General features: G+C 66.7%; 21 protein-coding genes. 7 read left to right on the forward strand and 14 right to left on the reverse strand.

Annotation, left to right across the window (positions count from 1 at the left end; translation table 11 throughout):
- Window positions 1-237: 237 nt before the first annotated feature.
- On the forward strand, window positions 238-1677 hold the full coding sequence (locus J2X50_RS00745; protein WP_429090611.1) for a D-alanyl-D-alanine carboxypeptidase: 1440 nt from the start codon (window positions 238-240) through the stop codon (window positions 1675-1677).
- Window positions 1678-1718: 41 nt separating this feature from the next.
- Here J2X50_RS00745 and J2X50_RS00750 read toward each other — a convergent pair whose 3' ends face one another.
- The 5 genes from J2X50_RS00750 to J2X50_RS00770 form a co-directional block, all read right to left on the reverse strand.
- Window positions 1719-2414, reverse strand: a complete 696-nt coding sequence (locus J2X50_RS00750; RefSeq protein ID WP_429090613.1) for a DnaJ domain-containing protein — start codon at window positions 2412-2414, stop codon at window positions 1719-1721.
- On the reverse strand, window positions 2411-3073 hold the full coding sequence (locus J2X50_RS00755) for a VWA domain-containing protein (RefSeq protein WP_429090615.1): 663 nt from the start codon (window positions 3071-3073) through the stop codon (window positions 2411-2413). The genes J2X50_RS00750 and J2X50_RS00755 overlap by 4 nt, the downstream gene beginning before the upstream one ends.
- Window positions 3074-3206: 133 nt before the next feature.
- On the reverse strand, window positions 3207-3644 hold the full coding sequence (locus J2X50_RS00760; RefSeq protein ID WP_429090616.1) for a DUF1489 family protein: 438 nt from the start codon (window positions 3642-3644) through the stop codon (window positions 3207-3209).
- A gap of 250 nt (window positions 3645-3894) precedes the next feature.
- A complete protein-coding gene (locus tag J2X50_RS00765; protein ID WP_429090618.1) occupies window positions 3895-5298 on the reverse strand; it encodes an L-serine ammonia-lyase in 1404 nt (467 codons plus the stop codon).
- Window positions 5299-5466: 168 nt separating this feature from the next.
- On the reverse strand, window positions 5467-5598 hold the full coding sequence (locus J2X50_RS00770; protein ID WP_347965339.1) for a hypothetical protein: 132 nt from the start codon (window positions 5596-5598) through the stop codon (window positions 5467-5469).
- A 285-nt stretch (window positions 5599-5883) separates the two neighbouring features.
- On the opposite strand from J2X50_RS00770, the gene J2X50_RS00775 reads away from it, so the two are divergent.
- The gene (locus J2X50_RS00775; protein WP_429090620.1) at window positions 5884-6636 is read left to right on the forward strand and encodes a DUF599 domain-containing protein; all 753 of its coding nucleotides are present in this window, start codon (window positions 5884-5886) and stop codon (window positions 6634-6636) included.
- Here J2X50_RS00775 and J2X50_RS00780 read toward each other — a convergent pair.
- The 6 genes from J2X50_RS00780 to J2X50_RS00805 all read right to left on the reverse strand — a co-directional run bounded on the left by J2X50_RS00780 (window position 6591) and on the right by J2X50_RS00805 (window position 10980).
- Window positions 6591-7382, reverse strand: coding sequence for a YdcF family protein (locus J2X50_RS00780; protein ID WP_429090622.1), 792 nt, complete (start codon window positions 7380-7382; stop codon window positions 6591-6593). The genes J2X50_RS00775 and J2X50_RS00780 overlap by 46 nt on opposite strands.
- Window positions 7383-7406: 24 nt before the next feature.
- A complete protein-coding gene (locus J2X50_RS00785; RefSeq protein WP_429090623.1) occupies window positions 7407-8972 on the reverse strand; it encodes an amidase in 1566 nt (521 codons plus the stop codon).
- A gap of 4 nt (window positions 8973-8976) precedes the next feature.
- Window positions 8977-9438: a GNAT family N-acetyltransferase gene (locus J2X50_RS00790; RefSeq protein WP_429090625.1), complete on the reverse strand. Its 462-nt coding sequence runs from the start codon at window positions 9436-9438 to the stop codon at window positions 8977-8979.
- Window positions 9439-9444: 6 nt separating this feature from the next.
- Entirely contained in the window at window positions 9445-9732 is a 288-nt protein-coding gene (gatC, locus tag J2X50_RS00795) for an Asp-tRNA(Asn)/Glu-tRNA(Gln) amidotransferase subunit GatC (RefSeq protein WP_429090627.1), read from the reverse strand.
- Window positions 9733-9815: 83 nt separating this feature from the next.
- Complete coding sequence (locus tag J2X50_RS00800) at window positions 9816-10235, reverse strand: hypothetical protein (protein ID WP_429090629.1); 420 nt, start codon at window positions 10233-10235, stop codon at window positions 9816-9818.
- Window positions 10236-10272: 37 nt separating this feature from the next.
- A complete protein-coding gene (locus J2X50_RS00805; protein WP_429090631.1) occupies window positions 10273-10980 on the reverse strand; it encodes a metal-dependent hydrolase in 708 nt (235 codons plus the stop codon).
- Window positions 10981-11053: 73 nt separating this feature from the next.
- Here J2X50_RS00805 and ruvX point away from each other — a divergent pair, with 73 nt between their 5' ends.
- Window positions 11054-11539 carry a Holliday junction resolvase RuvX gene (gene ruvX, locus J2X50_RS00810; protein WP_429090633.1) on the forward strand — a complete coding sequence of 162 codons (486 nt, stop codon included), beginning with the start codon at window positions 11054-11056 and terminating at the stop codon, window positions 11537-11539.
- Here the strand turns inward: ruvX and J2X50_RS00815 are convergent.
- Both J2X50_RS00815 and J2X50_RS00820 read right to left on the reverse strand, forming a co-directional pair.
- On the reverse strand, window positions 11506-11817 hold the full coding sequence (locus J2X50_RS00815) for a DUF6105 family protein (protein ID WP_429090634.1): 312 nt from the start codon (window positions 11815-11817) through the stop codon (window positions 11506-11508). The genes ruvX and J2X50_RS00815 overlap by 34 nt on opposite strands.
- 197 nt (window positions 11818-12014) lie before the next feature.
- On the reverse strand, window positions 12015-13643 hold the full coding sequence (locus J2X50_RS00820) for a DNA alkylation response protein (protein WP_429090636.1): 1629 nt from the start codon (window positions 13641-13643) through the stop codon (window positions 12015-12017).
- Between the two features lie 182 nt (window positions 13644-13825).
- Between J2X50_RS00820 and J2X50_RS00825 the strand changes: the two genes are divergently transcribed.
- The 4 genes from J2X50_RS00825 to dprA are packed head-to-tail and all read left to right on the forward strand — an operon-like array spanning window position 13826 to window position 17846.
- Window positions 13826-14791 (forward strand): aspartate carbamoyltransferase catalytic subunit, encoded by a 966-nt coding sequence (locus J2X50_RS00825; RefSeq protein ID WP_429090638.1) that lies wholly within the window; start codon window positions 13826-13828, stop codon window positions 14789-14791.
- Window positions 14788-16074: a dihydroorotase gene (locus J2X50_RS00830; RefSeq protein ID WP_429090640.1), complete on the forward strand. Its 1287-nt coding sequence runs from the start codon at window positions 14788-14790 to the stop codon at window positions 16072-16074. The genes J2X50_RS00825 and J2X50_RS00830 overlap by 4 nt, the downstream gene beginning before the upstream one ends.
- Window positions 16075-16101: 27 nt before the next feature.
- Window positions 16102-16713 (forward strand): glycerol-3-phosphate 1-O-acyltransferase PlsY, encoded by a 612-nt coding sequence (gene plsY / locus J2X50_RS00835; RefSeq protein WP_429090641.1) that lies wholly within the window; start codon window positions 16102-16104, stop codon window positions 16711-16713.
- Window positions 16710-17846 (forward strand): DNA-processing protein DprA, encoded by a 1137-nt coding sequence (dprA, locus tag J2X50_RS00840; RefSeq protein ID WP_429090643.1) that lies wholly within the window; start codon window positions 16710-16712, stop codon window positions 17844-17846. The genes plsY and dprA overlap by 4 nt, the downstream gene beginning before the upstream one ends.
- Here the strand turns inward: dprA and J2X50_RS00845 are convergent.
- Window positions 17808-18014 carry a hypothetical protein gene (locus J2X50_RS00845; RefSeq protein WP_429090645.1) on the reverse strand — a complete coding sequence of 69 codons (207 nt, stop codon included), beginning with the start codon at window positions 18012-18014 and terminating at the stop codon, window positions 17808-17810. The genes dprA and J2X50_RS00845 overlap by 39 nt on opposite strands.
- Window positions 18015-18143: the final 129 nt, after the last annotated feature.

Here is an 18143-nt window from a genome sequence, read left to right on the forward strand (position 1 = left end):
TCAACTGACCCTGCGTCATTTGCGGGCCCCCGCCATTCCCTAAATTTCGATTTAAGCCCGAGCAAAAGTGTGAACGGGGCAGTTACCATAAACGGATTGGTAACGCTGCCGCCCTTAGAGTGCGCGGATATGGGGCAGGAACCTTTGCCGCCCCGAACGCAACGATAATCCAAGGGTGAAACAGTGCGTCAGGCGTTGCCGGGTAAGCTCTTCAAGGCGGCTATCTCATTAAAATCCATGATGGTTTACACGCTCGCGGCAGCGATCGGGCTGTCGTCGGTCGCCCCCACTTCGGCAGCGAAGGACAGCAGATACGCAGCCATCGTCATCGACGCCAACACCGGCAAGGTGCTGCATTCGACGAGTGCCGATTCCCGGCGCTATCCGGCTTCGCTCACCAAGATGATGACGCTCTACATGACCTTCGAAGCACTCGCGAAGGGCAAGATCCGCAAGGATACGCCGGTCGTCTTCTCCCAGAACGCAGCGTCCGAGCCGCCGACCAAGATCGGCGTCAAGGCCGGCGGCTCGATCACGGTCGAGGCCGCGATCCTTTCGCTCGTGACGCGCTCGGCCAATGACGCAGCGACCGCGCTTGGCGAGATGATTGGCGGTTCCGAGGAGAACTTCACCCGCATGATGACCGCCAGGGCGCGCAGCCTCGGCATGAAGGGCACCGTCTTCCGCAACGCCAACGGCCTGCCCAACACCGCGCAATTCACCACCGCGCGCGACATGGCGACGCTCGGCATCGCGCTGCGCGAGCATTTCCCGCAGTACTACGGCTATTTCTCGACCCGCTCCTTCGCCTTCGGCCGCCAGCGGATCGCCAACCACAACCGCCTGCTCGGCCGCGTCAAGGGCGTCGACGGCATCAAGACCGGCTATACCCGCGCCTCCGGCTTCAACCTGGTTTCCTCGGTGCAGGACGGCAACCGCAGCCTGGTCGCCGTCGTCATGGGCGGTGCCAGCGGCGCCGGCCGCGACAGCCGCATGGCCGAACTGATCAAGACCTATCTTCCGCAGGCGTCCAGGCGCGGCGGTGGCGGCGATCTGATCGCCAAGGCCGACGTGAGCGCCCCCGAGCCGGTCATCGCCAAAGTCGCGCTGCCCAAGCAGGAAGTGCCGACGCCCGATCGCCGTCCGCAGGTGGAGCAGCCGGTCGAGGTCGCAGCCGTTTCCGACGACGCGCCGGCCGCAGCGGCCGAAGTCGCTCCGGCGGCAGTGCCTGCGCCCAAGCCGACCATCGGCCTCGCCGCCAAGCCCAAGATCGCGATGGCCTCGGCCGAGCGCTTCGGCGGCAACATCCCGTTCCAGATCCGCAAGTCCAAGGAAGCCGTGCCGAGCAACGCCGCCGAGGCCGTCGAGCAGGCATTCGCGGAGCCGTCCGAGGCTCCGGCCGTGGACGCCTTCAAGACCGCCTCCGTGCCGACCGGCTGGGCCGTCCAGATCGCCTCGTCGCCGAGTGACGCGGAAGCCCGCACCATCCTCGACAAGGCCGCCAAGCAGGTTCCGCAGGTCCTTGCCGACGCATCCGCATTCACGGTGCCTTTCGAGAAGGGCGGCGTGACCTATTTCCGCGCCCGCTTCGCCGGCTTCGATTCGAAGGACGCCGCCTGGAGCGCCTGCAGCGCGCTGAAGAAGAAGAAGATCGCCTGCTACGCCATCGCGCAATAGGCGGTCGCCAATCTCCTGAATTGTATCGAGTCGAAGGAGAGTTAGTGATGATCGGAGAGAAGGACGTCCTTGGCTTCGTTGATCCGCGCCGCCAGGAAAGACGATCCGCCGAGATCGGGATGCAGGCGCTGAATCAGTCGGCGGTGGGCCTTGCGGACATCCGCCGCGGCAGCCCCCGCTTCAAGACCAAGGATCTTGTAGGCCTCCTCCTTAGTCATGGCGCCAGAACCTGGCGGAACACCCAGCCCCTCGTGACCGTCAGGCTTCGCGTCTTCGCGCCAAACGGGAAACCTGCCGTCAAGGTAGGTCTCAAGTAGCTGCCGGCTCTCCGGATCGCCGGAGAGCTCGGCGAGAAGTCCCTTCAGTTCGGTGAGACCGAGCGAGGCAAGCGACTTCCCCTCCTGGCGACCGGCCAGGACGATCCCGGTCAGAACACCGCTGTCGTGATCGAGTTCCATTTCGAGGGCCGCCGTCCGAACGGTGGATCGGCGCCCCGGCGTCCTGACTGACGAGCCGGCTCTCCGGCCCGCCGCATACCAGGCCAGCGCGGCCGAGATGAGCCCGCCGCCGACTGCGGCGCGGCCCAGGAGCAGCAGGACGAGACCGACGCTGCCCAGCGCGATCGGACCGGCCATTTTCAGCGCCCGGGCGAGCTTGGCCGCATCGGCCCGCACAAGCAGGGCGATCAGCGCAGCCGAGGTCAGCAGGATGAAGGCGATGACGGCGAACGCGGTCATGACGAACTGCGCCCTCTCAGGTGCTCGATCATCAGCACGTCCTCCGGCCGCCCCCTCGCCTCCAGAGCCTTGATGCCGCCCGTCGCAAAGACGGCGACCGCCGAAAGCAGCCTGGACAGCGTTGCCGCAGCCTTGCGGTCGAAGCGGAACCATGCCCCCTTGGACAACCGCGCGATCTCCTTGAACGCGCGTTCGGCCTCGGCATCGTGCCCTTCCTGGAAGACGAAGGCCGGAACACCGCGCAGGCCCAGCCGGCCGGCCTTCTCGGCGAGCTCGTCGACATTTTCCTCCATCGCGTCGCCGATATAGACGAGTGCATCCACCTTGGCGACCGCCGTCTCGTTGAGGGCGTGGCTGAGCACCTTGCCGATCTGGGTCTGGCCGCTGCGGCACTGGATCGAGGTCATCAGGCCCTTCAGGGCAGTTGTATCGGCGACGAACTTCGAAGCCCGGCATTCGCCCAGTCCGCGAAAATAGACGAGCTGCACGTTGAGCTTGCCGGCCTTGCCGACGGCGTCGAACATCTGGCCCTGCAATTCGCAGGCAAGGTCCCAGGTCGGCTGGCGGCTCATGGTGGCATCGAGCGCGAGGATCAGACGGCCGTTGGCCTTGGCCCCCGCCAGCGCGCGCGCCTGGCGCACGAATGCATCGATCTCCACAGCATCTGAACGGCGCTCCGCCGGAGGGCGGTTCGCGGACGGTGCGAGTGGCTTTCGGTCGTCGCTCATCACCCATCAAGATGTGGCGGCGCGCGCCGGCTTGCAAGCCCGTCGATACGGCGGCGCGGCGCCGTCAGAGCAGGCCGAGTTCGGCCAATTCCAGCCTGAGCTTGGGCGGCATTTCTGCGAGCGCGGCGTTGCCCTGGCCAAGATCGGCCGGGGCGTCTTCGGGCTTGAGATAGCGCCAGCCCTGGAAGGCGCGGCGCGGCTGCCATTCGGTACGCACGACCGTCGGCTCGAGCACCAGGTGGCAACGCGAGATGCCTTCGGAATCGATGAACGGGCGGATTTCCAGCAGGCGCTGGCGGCACTGCACGGAGCCCTTGATCACCCAGTAGAGCGAACCACCGTCGGTAAGTTCCGTGCCTCGCGTCGGCACCATCCGGGTGGTGTGGTACTGCTCCACCGGCTCGCCGGCACGGCGCCGTTCGTCGAGGCGGAAGGCGATCCATTCCTCGAGATCCTCGACGCTGTCGCAGCCGACGCAGAGCTTAATCAGGTTGAGTGACATGTTTCGAACATGGGCGCGACAAGTGCTGCGGTCAACAACGAACAGGCTCTCGCCCACAGCTCAGGCAGCGCCTGCGGCGCGCTCGATCGCCTCCGACAGCCGTTCGTCCAGGCTTTTGCTTTCGGCTCCGGCAACCATCACCGCGACGGGCAGGCGGAAGACGGACTGAGCCACCCTCGCAGATCGATGCGCCGCCCCTCATCCGGCCCTTCGGGCCACCTTCTCCCCGTGAACGGGGAGAAGGAAAGCTTCAGCACTCCACGACGTTGACCGCGAGGCCGCCGAGACTGGTTTCCTTGTACTTCTCGCTCATGTCCATGCCGGTCTGGCGCATGGTCTCGATTGCGGCGTCGAGCGGAACGAAATGCTTGCCGTCGCCCTTGATCGCCAGCGATGCGGCGGTGACGGCCTTCACCGCGCCGAGCGCGTTGCGCTCGATGCACGGCACCTGGACGAGGCCGGCGACAGGATCGCAGGTCATGCCGAGATGGTGCTCGAGCGCGATCTCGGCCGCGTTCTCCACCTGCTCCGGCGTGCCGCCCATGACGGCGCACAGCCCGGCGGCGGCCATCGCCGAAGCGGACCCCACCTCGCCCTGGCAGCCGACCTCGGCGCCCGAGATCGACGCGTTGGTCTTGATGATGCCGCCGACGGCGGCTGCGGTCAGCAGGAAGTCGCGGATGCTTTCCTTGTCGGCCTCGACATGGAAGTGCAGCCAGTAGCGCAGTACCGCCGGCAGCGTGCCGGCCGCCCCGTTGGTCGGCGCGGTGACGACGCGCCCGCCGGCCGCGTTCTCTTCGTTGACCGCCATGGCGTAGATCGACAGCCAGTCGTTGGCGAGCAGCGGATTGGGCCGGTTCTGGCTCCACTGCTCCTGCAGCTTTTCGTGCAGCTGGCGCGCCCGGCGGCGCACCTTCAGCCCGCCCGGCATGATGCCGTCCTGCGACAAGCCGCGGTCGATGCAGCGGCTCATGGCGTCCCAGATCGCGTCGAGGCCGGCGTCGAGGTCGCCCCGCGGCATGTGAACTTCCTCGTTGGCCCGCTTCATCTCGGCGATGGAGAGCCCGCTCCGCGCCGCCATGGCCAGCATCTCGACGGCGTTGGAGAACGGATATGGCACGCGCTTGCCCTGGGCGGGCGCCGCGGTCTTGGCCTTCATGCGCTGCAGTTGTTCCTCGGAGACGACGAAGCCGCCGCCGATCGAATAGTAGATGCGCTTGAGCAGCAGCCGGTCGCCGGAATCATAGGCATAGAAGGCCATGCCGTTGGCGTGGCCGAGCAGCGGCGTCTTCTTGTCGAGCACGAGGTCGACGGCGGGGTCGAATCGATAGGACGGATGGCCGGGGGGAGAGACCCTCTTGTCCTCCGAGACCTCGTCGATGATCGCGTCGGTCTTGTCCGGATCGACCGTCACGGGCGTCAATCCGGTCAGGCCGAGGATGACGGCCCTGTCGGTGCCGTGGCCGACGCCGGTGTAGGCAAGCGAGCCGTGCAGGCTGGCCGCCAGCCTGTCGACCCTGGCGCCGGCCGGGCGGGGCCAGTCGCCGTTGAGAACCTCGTCGAGGAAGCGCGCCGCCGCCGTCATCGGCCCCATCGTGTGCGAACTCGACGGACCGATGCCGATCTTGAACAGGTCAAATACCGATAGGAACAAGTTTCACTCCCCTGCGGCGACGGTCGCGTATCCATGCGATCTTCCCGCCCATTCTACACCAATGCTTGGCACGCTCCGACGCCGCCTGATCATCGCGCGACATTTGCCACATAGCAAAAAAGCGCGGCTCCGCCGCGCTTTCTGTATCCATTTTTCTCTATGATTGGATCATCCGGCAGTCACGGCCGCCACCTTTTCGGCATTGCCGCTGACGAGCCAGGCGAGGAGGAGAAAAACCGCAAAACCGAGCACTGCCTTGGCCGTCAAGCCCCAGCAGGATTTCTGAACGCCGTCGTCCATGATGTGTCGCAAGACCCTTGTCGTTGGGCGGGCCGGCGATTTCGCCGGCCATGCAGCCTGTCCCGAGTGGGACTGCTGGATACGCCCTTGCCGGGGATTTCGCAACGGCCAAAGATGGCGAAACCATGGCAAGCATGCGTACGCCGCCGCCCATCGAGGCCATCACCTTAATGGATTCATAGATTTAAGCCGACGTATTGGTTCATAAATCATCAGCATGTGCGGCGACGGCGTGGCAGACAGGCGCTCTCGAAAACGCGCTTCCCGCCGTGCTATCTCTAGCGGATGAACGGCGATTCCTTCTCGATCCTCGGCCTGATGAGCACACTCGACGTGGCCGCGCTGGCGTTCTTCGTCGCCGGCTGGGTGTTTCACGCCGCGGCGGCCGAGGGCTATATCGTCAAGCGCATGTCGCTCACGCGGGCGATGAATGCCCAGCGGGCCGCCTGGATGGCGACCATGGCGCGCCGCGAGGTCCGCATCGTCGACACCTCGATCATGAACGGCCTGCAGCAGGGCACGGCCTTCTTCGCGTCGAGCTCGCTGATCGCCATCGGCGGCTGCTTCGCCCTGCTGGGTGCGTCCGACCGCGTGCTGGCGGTGCTGAGCGACGTGCCGCTGGCGGGCGATACGGCGCGGCCGCTGTTCGAGATCAAGGTCTTCGGCCTGATCGTCGTGCTCGCCTATTCGTTCTTCAAGTTCGGCTGGGCCTATCGCCTGTTCAACTACTGCTCGATCCTGATCGGCGCGGTGCCGCAGCTTCGCGCCGGCGGCGAGCCCGATGACGAGATCGGCCTGGCGGTGATGCGGGCCACGCGCATGAACGTGCTTGGCGGCAAGCATTTCAACGCCGGGCTGCGCGGCGTGTTCTTCTCGCTCGGCTACCTCGGCTGGTTCGTCGACGCCAGCGTCTTCTTCGTCACCACCATGGTGCTGCTGGCGGTGCTGGTCCGGCGCCAGTTCTTCTCCGAAGCCCGGCGGGCCGTCCTGCTTCAGGGACCGGGGAAAGGCTCGTCGATACGCCCGGACAGCCAGTAGGCGAGCAGCCCGGTCCATTCGCGCAAGGCCATCGTCGTGTTCTGCAGCGAATCGGCCGGGTTGTCGGCGAACAGGCCGATACCCTCCTGGCCGGACGTGCGGTAGTCGACGGGCCACGCAACGACGGCAAACCCAGCCTTCGCAAACAGCGCCATCGAGCGCGGCATGTGGAAGGCCGAGGTGACGAGCAGCCAGGTCTCGCCCGGCTTCGGCGACACCAGTTGCTTCGAATAGAGCGCGTTCTCGTAGGTGTTGCGGGAGCGGTTCTCGAGGATCAGCCGGTCGCGCGAGACCCCGAGCGCCTCGAGCAGGCGCGGCGCCGTATCGGCATCGCCCTCGCCGTCGAGGACCAGCGTGCCGGTGCCGCCCGAGACGACGATCTTCGCCTGCGGGTAACGGCGCGCCAGAACGGCCGTTTCGACGAAGCGATCGCCGCCGCTGTTGAGCTCGTAGCCGCCGCGGGCGAGGTTGATCGCACCCTCGAAGCCGCCGCCGAGCACGACGATGCCGGCGACGTTGTCCGGTGCGGCTGGCCGCGGGTAGCGCTCTTCGAGCGGGGTCAGCAGGGCGGCGCCGAGCGAGGTCCAGGCCGCGATCGCAAGGATCAGGAAGGCCAGGAACGACGCCGTTCGGAGAAGGCGGCGCCGCCTGAAGAAGCTGGCGGCGAGCCCGAACGCCAGCAGGAGGATCGCGAAATTGAGCGGCTGGGCGAAGAACCAGAAGATTTTGGAGAGGTAGAAGAACATCGCCTCAAGGCAGGCGCGAAGCGCCTACCACCACTTCTCCGGCGCGAAGCGTCCGGCCGCCTGCTCGACCGCATGCGCGGTCTGGAACAGCGTCTCCTCGTCGAACGGCCGCCCGATCAGCTGCAGGCCGAGCGGCAGGCCATGGCCGTCGAGGCCGGCAGGCACGGCGATGCCCGGAAGGCCGGCCATGTTCACCGTGACGGTGAAGATGTCGTTGAGGTACATCTTGACCGGATCGGAGGCCATGTCCTGGTCGGCGATGCCGAAGGCGGCCGAAGGCGTTGCGGGGGTGAGGATGACGTCAACGCCGGCGGCGAAGACCTGCTCGAAGTCGCGCTTGATCAGCGTGCGCACCTTCTGCGCCTGCAGGTAGTAGGCGTCGTAGTAGCCGGCCGACAGCACATAGGTGCCGATCATGATGCGGCGCTTGACCTCGCGGCCGAAGCCGGCGGCGCGCGTGTTCTCGTACATCTCGACGATGTCCTTGCCCGGCACGCGCAGGCCGTAGCGGACGCCGTCATAGCGGGCGAGGTTGGACGAGGCTTCGGCAGGCGCCACGATGTAGTAGGCGGGTAGCGCGTATTTGGTGTGCGGCAGCGAGATGTCGACGATCTCGGCACCGGCGTCCTTGAGCCAGGCAATGCCCTTCTGCCACAACGCCTCGATATCGTCCGGCATGCCGTCGACGCGGTATTCCCTCGGGATGCCGACCTTCATGCCCTTGAGCGACTTGCCGATGGCCGCCTCGTAGTCCGGCACCGGCAGGTCGACGGATGTCGTGTCCTTTGGATCGACCGAAGCCATCGACTTGAGCAGGATGGCGGCGTCGCGCACGTCGCGGGCGATCGGACCGGCCTGGTCGAGCGACGAGGCGAAGGCGACGGTGCCCCAGCGCGACACGCGGCCGTAGGTCGGCTTGATGCCGACGGTGCCGGTGAAGGCGGCCGGCTGGCGGATCGAGCCGCCGGTGTCGGTGGCCGTGGCACCGGCGCAGAGCCAGGCGGCAACGGCAGCGGCCGAGCCGCCGGAAGAGCCGCCCGGCACCAGCTGGGCGTTGTCGAGCGTGCGCGCCGTCCTGGCGCCGCCCGCGGAAACGAAGCCGCCGTCGCCCTGATGGGTGGTCGGCGTCACGACCTGGTCGAGGCGCGAGCGGCGCCACGGGTTGACCACCGGGCCGTAGTAGGAGGTTTCGTTGGACGAGCCCATGGCGAACTCGTCCATGTTGAGCTTGCCCAGCATGACCGCGCCGTCGGCCCAGAGATTGGCCGTGACGGTCGATTCGTAGCGCGGCTTGAAGCCGTCGAGCACGTGGCTGCAGGCCTGCGTGTGGACGCCTTCGGTGGCGAACAGATCCTTGATGCCGAGCGGAATGCCTTCGAGCGCCCCGCCCTCGCCCCTGGCGAGCCTGGCATCCGATGCCTTGGCCATCTCGCGCGCCTTGTCGGGCGTCGTCGCGACATAGGCGTTGAAGGTCGGATTGGCCTGCTCGACGGCCGACACATAGGCCTCGGTCAGCTCCGAAGCGGTGATCTCCTTGCCGCGCAGCTTCCCGCGCGCTTCGGCAATCGTCAGTCTGGTCAGATCGGTCATGTGCTCAGCTCGAAAGATTCTTTTCGTAGAAAACCGACCATTGCGAGTCGGGATAGTCGAGTACCGGGCCGCAGCGGCTGAAGCCGGCGCCCTCATAGACCGCCCAGGCGGCCGGATGACGGTCGCCCGTCTCCAGCACCAGGCGGGTAATGCCTTCCTCGCGCGCCATTGCCTCGATCCGGCCGACGATGTCGGCGCCGATCCTTTTGCCGCGGTGGGGCGGGCGCGTGTACATGCGCTTGACCTCGCCAACGCAATCGTCGTGGCGCTTCAGGGCGCCGCAGGCGACCGCCTCGCCGTTGTCGCGGGCAATGAAAACCGTGGTATCCGGCTCGGCCATCTGCTCGGCCGTCATATGGAAGCAGAATTCCGGCGGCGTCAGCTCGAGCAGGGTCGCGTTGAGCTCGGCGATCAGGCCGCGAACCTCATCCTGCAACGGGCTTTCGACCGCGATATCGATGGCCACCGGGGCTTACTCCACCACCTTGGGCACCAGGAAGAAGTTCTCGTCGGTCGCCGGTGCGTTGGCGACGATGTCGGCGGCCTTGTTGCCGTCGGTGACGGTGTCGACGCGCTTCTTCATCTCCATGGGCGTCACCGAGGTCATCGGCTCGACACCGGAAACATCGACCTCGTTGAGCTGCTCGACGAAGCCGAGGATGGCGTTCAGTTCGCCGGTCATGCGCTCGGCATCCTCCTCGCTCACCGCAATGCGGGCGAGATGCGCGACGCGCTTGACTGTCTTGAGATCAACGGACATCGAAAAACTCCGGCAGACCGGGGGAAAGGATCATTGGCGGCTATAACGGCGCGGCGCGCGCGGCGCAACACGCATGATCGCACTCACGGCATGGTGACGCCGTCGCAGAGGTAGTAGGTGCCGGCATTGCTGGTCTGGCCGCTTTCGGCATCGACGGTCCGCACCGATACCAGATCGAGCTGCGTCGGGCTGAGTTCGAGGATCGACAACACGTCCGGAAACAGGTGACCCGGCTCCTGGCAGAGCGCGGTGACAGCCCATGCCGGCGAGCGCGCTCCCCTTGCGATGTTCAGGAACTCGCAATTGTACTCGACGCTTTCGATGCCGTTGGCCGACAGTACCAGGTTGCCGTCGTCGATGACCGCTTGCAGCGTCTCCTTCTTGGCCTTGGCGCAGAGCTCCTCGGATTGCAGGTAGACGCCCTTGACGAATTCCTCGGCCGCCGCGATCTGGACACCCAGGAAAAGCGCCGCAACGGCTGCAAGCAGTCGCCAATCACGCATCGAAGCCCCCCCTTGGCGCAGCGGCAGGCCGCCGCTTTCAGATTTCCCTCGCCTCGCCCACCTTCGGCAGCACCACCTCGACGCCCGAGCCCTCGAGCCCGGCGACGAATCTGTCTGCCGTCTGGTCGATGATCGGGAAGCTGCCGTAGTGGCTGGGCAGCACGGTCTCGAAATTGAAGAAGCGCCGGCAGGCTAGTGCCGCCACGGCCCCGCCCATGGTGAAGCGGTCGCCGATCGGCACGATGCCGACCTTGGGCTCGTGCAACTCGTTGATCAGCGCCATGTCGGAGAAGATGTCGGTGTCGCCCATGTGATAGAGCGTGCGCTCGTCCGGGAAGTGCAGGATCAGCCCAGCGGGGTTACCCAGATAGGTGTTGGACCCGCCCGCGCCACCGGCGGAGGACGAATGCAGCGCGTTGACGAAGGTGGTGGTGAACCCGCCGCAATCGACGGTGCCGCCGAGATTGCCCGGATTGATCTTCCTGTCGCTGACGCCCTTGCCGACGAGGTACATGCAGATCTCGAAGTTGGCGACCAGCATGGCGCCCGTCTTCTTCAGGACCGCCACGGCGTCGCCGATGTGGTCGTCATGCCCATGGGTGATGAGCACGTGGGTGACGCCCTCGGCCGCCTGCTCCCACGACTTGCCCCAGGACGGATTGCCGGTCAGGAACGGGTCGATCAGGATCTTCGCGCCCGCCGCCTCGATGCGGAACGCCGAATGTCCGTACCAGGTCAGTTTCATTCGTCCGGCACTCCTCGCTATTTGTCCGGCCAGAGGATAGAACGCCGCGATCGCATGTCAAAAGGAAAGCCGCGTGGCCGTCGTCACCATTGAACAGCTTCCAGCCCTGCTCGCCGGCGGCAAGACGCTCGCCGGCCTCGACCTCGGCGACAAGACGATCGGCGTGGCCGTTTCGGACCGCGGGCTGTCCTTCGCGCACCCGCGTCCGGTCATCATGCGCAAGAAGTTCACGCTGGATGCCGGCGCCCTTATCGGGCTCCTGACCAAGGAGAATGTCGCAGCCGTCGTGATCGGGCTTCCCATCAACATGGATGGCTCCGAGGGCCCCCGCGCCCAGAAGTCGCGCGCCTTCGTGCGCAACATCTCGACGTTGACCGAACTTCCCTTCGCCTTCTGGGACGAACGGTTGTCGACGGTGGCGGCGGAGCGGGTCCTTATCGAAATGGACGTCTCGCGCCGGAAGCGCGACGAGCGGATCGATTCGGCCGCCGCCGCCTTCATCCTCCAGGGCGTGCTGGACCGGCTTCAGGCGCTGGGGGCGGATTCCGCCGGAAAATAGCGCGCCCGCAACGACCGCAACTTCACCGAGATGGCCTTGCGGCGGCGGAACGCCCAGATAGCCAGCAGGATCAGCGAGTCGATGACGCAGGCTTTGGCGATCATCCACGGGATCGCGGCCGGGTCGACGCCCAGCACCTCGCCGTAGAGGTCGAAGATCGCGAGGTTCAGCGCCCGGCTGAACCACGGGGTGCCGAAGTTGATGTCGTTGATCGACAGGAAGTACCAGCCCCAGAAGAGCACCAGTGGCGTGGCCCAGGCCGCGAAAATATAGCGCATCACATGCCGTCCCGGGCCTGGGAGCCCTGGAGTTCGCCGATGTCCGGCTGGTGCCTTGAAACGCGCATGGGGGAATACCGCCTGTTCGCGGAAGACTGTGACCCTTGCGTCCCCGCCGCGCAACGTAAACCATTCGTTAAGGTTAACGGCGCGACGGAGGATACAAGGTTGCGTCGCGGCGGCTTCCCCCGGCGAGCTCAGTTCGACTGGGGATAGAGCGTGTCGATGATCAGGCGGGAATCGTGGCGCGCGTCGAGCATGCCGTAGGTGCCGCGCCACTGGCCGGCGAGCCTCGTCTCGATGAAGGCGTCGGCGATGCGCCCTGCCCCCATGCGGCGCAACTCCGCGGCCGCCGCCGAGATGGCCAGCTGCTCGGTCAGGATGCGGGCCGAGCCCTCGTCGGAATTGGCCACCTGCATGGCCGCGCGGAGCACGCCCAGGATGCTGCGCCCGCCCGCGCCGAGATCGCGCTCGATGCTGGCCAGAACGTCGTCGAACAGGCCCGGAGCCCTGCCGAGGACGCGCAGGACGTCGAGCGCCATGACGTTGCCGGAACCTTCCCAGATGGCGTTGACCGGCGCCTCGCGATAATGGCGCGCAATCGCCATCTCCTCGACGTAGCCGTTGCCGCCCAGGCACTCCATGGCCTCGTAGAGCAGCGCCGGCGAGATCTTGCACACCCAGTATTTCACCACCGGCGTCATGGCGCGCGCGAACGCTGCCTCGCTGCGGTCGCTGGCGGCTTCGTCGAAGGAACGCGCCAGGCGGAAGGCGAGCGCGGTCGCGCCGGCGACGTCGAGCGCCATGTCGGCGAGCACCCGCTGCATCAGCGGCTGGTCGATCAGGTTCTTGCCGAACACCTGGCGATGGCGCGTGTGATGAACCGCCTCGGCAAGCCCCGCCCGCATGATGGCCGATGACGCCACCGCGCAGTCGAGGCGCGTCAGCGTCACCATGTCCATGATCGTCTTCACGCCGCCGCCGGGTTCGCCCACCAGGTCGCCGATGGCATCCTGGATCTCGACTTCCGACGAAGCGTTTGAGCGGTTGCCGAGCTTGTCCTTGAGGCGCTGGAACTGCAGCCCGTTGGCGGAACCGTCGCTCAGGATGCGCGGCACCAGGAAACAGGAAAGCCCCTCGGGCGCCTGCGCCAGCATCAGGAAGGCGTCGGACATCGGCGCCGACATGAACCATTTGTGGCCGTTGAGCCGATAGAAGCTGCCGCCGGCGCGCTCGGCCCTGGTGGTGTTGGCGCGCACGTCGGTGCCGCCCTGCTTCTCGGTCATGCCCATGCCGAGCGTCAGGCCGGTCTTTTCCACCGGCGGCTTCTGCGCCTGGTCGTATTTGCGCGTGGTCACCCGCGGTGCCCATTCGCGGAACAGCTTCGGGCTCGCCATCAGCGCGGCCAGCGAAGCGCTCGTCATGGTGATCGGGCAGAGATGGCCGCATTCGAGCTGGGCGGTGAGATAGAAGCGCGCCGCGCGGACCTGGTGCCTGCGGCCCGTCTCAGCCTCGCCGTTTTCCCACACCGACGAGTGCAGGCCACCGGCGATCGAACGCCGCATCAGGGCATGGTAGGCCGGGTGGAACTCGACCTGGTCGATGCGGCGTCCCTGCCGGTCATGGGTCTTGAGCTTCGGCACCTCGCTGTTGGCGAGCCGCGCCAGATCCTGCGCCTCGTGGGTGAAGACGAAGCGTCCCAGCCCGTCCAGATCGCGCCGGACCGGCTCCGAAAAATTCTCCGCGATCTGGATCAGCAGCGGGTCGCCGCGCCAGGCATTGCTGCCCGTCAGCGGTGGGGGCTGGTTCGGCACGTCCTGCGTCACGCTTGTCCTTCATCGGTCTGGCGACGGCACGAATCCGCTGCCCTTGGCCGGCTTTATAGCCGAAATGCTTATCGATAGCTTATGGCGCAGCTTTCTTGCGACGAAAATCCCGGGGGACAACTTTCGGCATCCAAAAGTCGGCTTGCGGGTCACTTAAGCACAGCCTATAGCAGCGGCTTGAGATGACCGACGCTCCGCACCTGCCGCTCTACCCGCACCGCCATCTTCTTGGCATACGCGACCTTTCCCCCTCCGACATAGACTTGCTGCTCGATCGTGCCGACGCAGCCGTGTCAATCTCGCGCCAGTCCGAGAAGAAGACCTCGACCTTGAGGGGGCGCACCCAGATCAACCTCTTCTACGAAGCCTCGACGCGCACGCAATCGTCCTTCGAGCTCGCCGGCAAGCGGCTGGGCGCCGACGTCATGAACATGTCGGTGGCAAGCTCGTCGGTGAAGAAGGGCGAGACGCTGATCGATACGGCGATGACGCTGAACGCGATGCGGCCCGACATCCTCATCATCCGCCACCAGTCGGCGGGTGCTGCCGCCCTGCTCGCCCAGAAGGTCGGCTGTTCGGTGGTCAATGCCGGCGACGGCGCGCATGAGCATCCGACCCAGGCGCTGCTCGACGCCCTCACCATCCGCCGCGCCAAGGGCAGGATCGGACGCCTCACCGTGGCGATCTGCGGCGACATCCTGCATTCGCGCGTCGCCCGTTCCAACATTCTCCTGCTCAACGCGCTCGGCGCCCGCGTCCGCGTCGTCGCCCCTTCGACGCTCTTGCCCTCGGGCATCGCCCAGATGGGCGTCGAGGTGACCCAGTCGATGGCCGAGGGCCTCAAGGACGCCGACGTGGTGATGATGCTGCGCCTGCAGCGCGAGCGCATGGCCGGCGCCTTCGTGCCGTCGGTACGCGAATATTTCCGCTACTGGGGCCTCGATGCAGAGAAGCTGAAGGCGGCCAAGGAAGACGCGCTCGTCATGCATCCCGGCCCGATGAATCGCGGCGTCGAGATTGCCTCCGAAATCGCCGACGGCCCGCAGAGCGTCATCCAGGAACAGGTGGAGATGGGCGTCGCCGTGCGCATGGCGGTGATGGAGGCGCTGCTCGACCCGCGCCGCAATCGCGACGGAATGAACGCATGAGCATCACGGTTTTCCAGCGCGCCCGCGTCGTCGATCCCTCGCGCGGCATCGACGAGACCGGCTCGGTCATCGTCGACGGCAAGAAGATCGCGGCGGCTGGTGCGGCGGCCCTGAACCAGGGTGTGCCCGAGGGCGCCGAGGTCATCGACTGCGCCGGCAAGGCGATCGTCCCGGGCCTCGTCGACGGACGCGTCTTCATAGGCGAACCTGGTGCCGAACATCGCGAGACCATCGCATCGGCAAGCGTTGCCGCAGCCACGGGCGGCGTGACGTCCATCGTGATGATGCCCGACACCGACCCGGTGATCGACAATGTCGCACTCGTCGAGTTCGTGCTGCGCACCGCCAAGGAAACGGCGTCGATCAACGTCTTCCCGGCAGCCGCGATCACCAAGGGCCTCGACGGCCACGAGATGACCGAATTCGGCCTGTTGCGCGAGGCGGGTGCCGTCGCCTTCACCGACGGGCGCCACACCATCGCCAATTCGCTGATGATGCGCCGGGCGCTGACCTATGCGCGCGACTTCGGCGCCGTCATCGCCCACGAGACGCAGGATGCGGACCTTGCCTCGTCGGGCGTGATGAACGAAGGCCTCTACGCCAGCTGGCTCGGCCTGTCCGGCATCCCGCGCGAAGCCGAAACCATCCCGCTCGAGCGCGACCTGGCGCTGGCCCGGCTGACGCGCGGCAACTACCATGCCGCCAAGATCTCGACGGCGATGGCGGCGGGCGCGGTCGCGCGCGCCAAGGCCGATGGCGCAAAGGTCACCGCGGGCGTGTCGATCAACAGCCTGTCGCTCAACGAGAACGACGTCGGCGAGTACCGCACCTTCTTCCGCCTGGCGCCGCCGCTGCGCGCCGAGGAGGACCGGTTGGCCATGATCGAGGCGCTGAGGGACGGCGTCGTCGACATCATCGTCTCCTCGCACGACCCGCAGGACGTCGACACCAAGCGCCTGCCCTTCGCCGACGCAGCCGTGGGTGCGATCGGGCTCGAGACGCTGCTCGCGGTGGCGCTGCGTCTGCATCACAACGGCGACGTACCGCTCATCCGAATCATCGAGGCGCTGTCGACGGCACCCGCCAGGCTGTTCGGCCTGCCCGGGGGCACGCTGCGGCCGGGCGCCTCAGCCGACCTCGCGCTCGTCGACCTCGACGAGCCGTGGATCGTGCGCGAAACGGACATCCGCTCGCGCTCCAAGAACACCTGCTTCGAAGGCGCTCGGCTCCAGGGCAAGGTCTTGCAAACCATGGTCGCCGGTCGCACAGTATTCGCGGCCTGACGGCCACGGGGGAGAATAAGTATCTTGATGCCGGACGACATTTTTCCGACGGCGGTGAGCGTGCTGATCGCGGCTGCCGTTTTCGGCTACCTGCTCGGCTCGATCCCGTTCGGCCTGATCTTGACGCGCGCGGCCGGCCTCGGCGACGTGCGCAAGATCGGCTCCGGCAATATCGGCGCCACCAACGTGCTGCGTACCGGCAACAAGAAGCTGGCTGCCGCGACCTTGCTGCTCGATGCGCTCAAGGGCACCGTCGCGGTCATGATCGCCAGCCGCTGGAGCCACGACGCCGCGATCTTCGCGGGCTTCGGCGCCTTCATCGGTCACCTTTATCCGATCTGGCTCGGCTTCAAGGGCGGCAAGGGCGTCGCCACCTATCTCGGCGTCCTGCTCGGCCTCTCCTATCTCGGCGCGCTGATCTTCGCCGCCACCTGGCTGCTGGTTGCACTCGTCAGCCGCTACTCCTCGCTCGCCGCCCTCGCCGCGGCGGTGGTCATCCCCGTCGCCCTCTACGTGATGGACCTTCCCAAGGCCGCGGGCCTGCTCGCGCTGATGAGCGTGATCGTGTTCATTCGCCACCGCGCCAATATCGCGCGGCTGCTTTCCGGCACCGAATCGCGGATCGGAGCCAAGGGATGAGCCAAGCCGCCGCCGGGCCGCAACTGAGCGACCGGCAGCGGCTTCACTGGCTGCGCCTCATCCGCACGCCCAATGTGGGTCCGGCGAGTTTCCGCGACCTCGTCAACCGATTCGGCTCGGCCGAGACGGCGATCGAGATGCTGCCCGAGGTCATGCGCGCGGGCGGCACCCAGCGCAGCGTGCGCATCCCCTCCGTGGCCGAAGCCGAGGCCGAACTGGAAGCGGCCCGCCGATTCGGCGCCCGGTTCGTCGCCATCGGCGAGGCCGACTACCCGCCGATGCTCAGGCGGATGGACCACCCGCCTCCCCTCCTCGCGCTGAAGGGAACGGCCGCCGTCCTGCACCTGCCGCCGGTGGCCATCGTCGGCGCCCGCAACGCCTCGCTCGCCGGCATCAAGATGGCGCGCACGCTGGCCGCCGAGCTCGGCCGCAACGGCTATGCCGTGATCTCGGGCCTGGCGCGCGGCATCGACACGGCCGCCCACCATGGCAGCCTCGACACCGGGACCGTGGGGGTGCTGGCCGGCGGCCTGGACCGACCCTATCCGCCGGAAAACAGCGACCTGTGCGACGAGATCGCCAGCCGCGGCGCGATCGTCTCCGAAATGCCGTTCGGCTGGGAGCCGCGGGCGCAGGATTTTCCCCGGCGCAACCGAATCGTCGCCGGCCTGGCGCTCGGGCTGGTGGTGGTCGAGGCGGCGACGCGCTCCGGTTCGCTGATAAGCGCGCGGCTCGCGGCGGAACTTGGCCGCCTGGTATTCGCCGTTCCCGGATCGCCGCTCGATCCGCGCGCGGCCGGGACCAACGGCCTGCTCAAGGAGGGGGCGACGCTGGTGACGGATGCCTCGGACGTGATCGAGGCACTTGCCCCACTCGCCGGCGGCGAGTTGCCGGCGACGCCGCCGAAGGTCGAGGAGCCCCCGGATTTCGCCGCGGCACCGCCGCCCGCCGAAGGCGACCGAGCGCGCATCGTCGAAGCCCTGGGTCCGGTCCCGGTCGAAGTCGACGAACTCATTCGCCATACCGGACTGCACCCGGCGCAGATATTCATGGTGTTGCTGGAGCTCGACCTGGCCGGCCGTCTCGAACGCCACTCAGGCGGACGGGTTTCGCTCGTCACGCCGGACGACTGACGGGCGCTCGCCGCGCAGGATGTCGCCCGTCTCGATGTATGCCATCTCGATGAGGTAGGCGAGCATGTGGCAACGCTCGGCTTCGGCCATCTGCCGCAGCTGACCGAGCATCGACTGCATATAGTCCAAGGTTTCGGCCCGCCGTCGGACGGGCGCACTCTGATGCATGGCATCACTGTCCTTCGAAAGTGCCTGACGGGTCCCAGTACGCGCCACGGCATCCGCCGGCGAGAGTTGCTCAACCGGCAATGGCGGAAATATAGCAAAACGACTACAGATTGCAACATTGTCATATCA

Origin of the sequence: Aminobacter sp. BE322, assembly GCF_050433525.1 — a bacterium.
GTDB lineage: Bacteria > Pseudomonadota > Alphaproteobacteria > Rhizobiales > Rhizobiaceae > Aminobacter.

Coding starts and splice junctions, on each gene's coding strand:
- J2X50_RS00745 (WP_429090611.1), top strand. CDS start 238: ATGATGGTTTACACGCTCGCGGCAGCGATCGGGCTGTCGTCGGTCGCC.
- J2X50_RS00750 (WP_429090613.1), bottom strand. CDS start 2,414: ATGACCGCGTTCGCCGTCATCGCCTTCATCCTGCTGACCTCGGCTGCG.
- J2X50_RS00760 (WP_429090616.1), bottom strand. CDS start 3,644: ATGTCACTCAACCTGATTAAGCTCTGCGTCGGCTGCGACAGCGTCGAG.
- J2X50_RS00770 (WP_347965339.1), bottom strand. CDS start 5,598: ATGGACGACGGCGTTCAGAAATCCTGCTGGGGCTTGACGGCCAAGGCA.
- J2X50_RS00775 (WP_429090620.1), top strand. CDS start 5,884: ATGAACGGCGATTCCTTCTCGATCCTCGGCCTGATGAGCACACTCGAC.
- J2X50_RS00780 (WP_429090622.1), bottom strand. CDS start 7,382: ATGTTCTTCTACCTCTCCAAAATCTTCTGGTTCTTCGCCCAGCCGCTC.
- J2X50_RS00785 (WP_429090623.1), bottom strand. CDS start 8,972: ATGACCGATCTGACCAGACTGACGATTGCCGAAGCGCGCGGGAAGCTG.
- gatC (WP_429090627.1), bottom strand. CDS start 9,732: ATGTCCGTTGATCTCAAGACAGTCAAGCGCGTCGCGCATCTCGCCCGC.
- J2X50_RS00800 (WP_429090629.1), bottom strand. CDS start 10,235: ATGCGTGATTGGCGACTGCTTGCAGCCGTTGCGGCGCTTTTCCTGGGT.
- J2X50_RS00805 (WP_429090631.1), bottom strand. CDS start 10,980: ATGAAACTGACCTGGTACGGACATTCGGCGTTCCGCATCGAGGCGGCG.
- J2X50_RS00815 (WP_429090634.1), bottom strand. CDS start 11,817: ATGCGCTATATTTTCGCGGCCTGGGCCACGCCACTGGTGCTCTTCTGG.
- J2X50_RS00825 (WP_429090638.1), top strand. CDS start 13,826: ATGACCGACGCTCCGCACCTGCCGCTCTACCCGCACCGCCATCTTCTT.
- J2X50_RS00830 (WP_429090640.1), top strand. CDS start 14,788: ATGAGCATCACGGTTTTCCAGCGCGCCCGCGTCGTCGATCCCTCGCGC.
- plsY (WP_429090641.1), top strand. CDS start 16,102: ATGCCGGACGACATTTTTCCGACGGCGGTGAGCGTGCTGATCGCGGCT.
- dprA (WP_429090643.1), top strand. CDS start 16,710: ATGAGCCAAGCCGCCGCCGGGCCGCAACTGAGCGACCGGCAGCGGCTT.
- J2X50_RS00845 (WP_429090645.1), bottom strand. CDS start 18,014: ATGCATCAGAGTGCGCCCGTCCGACGGCGGGCCGAAACCTTGGACTAT.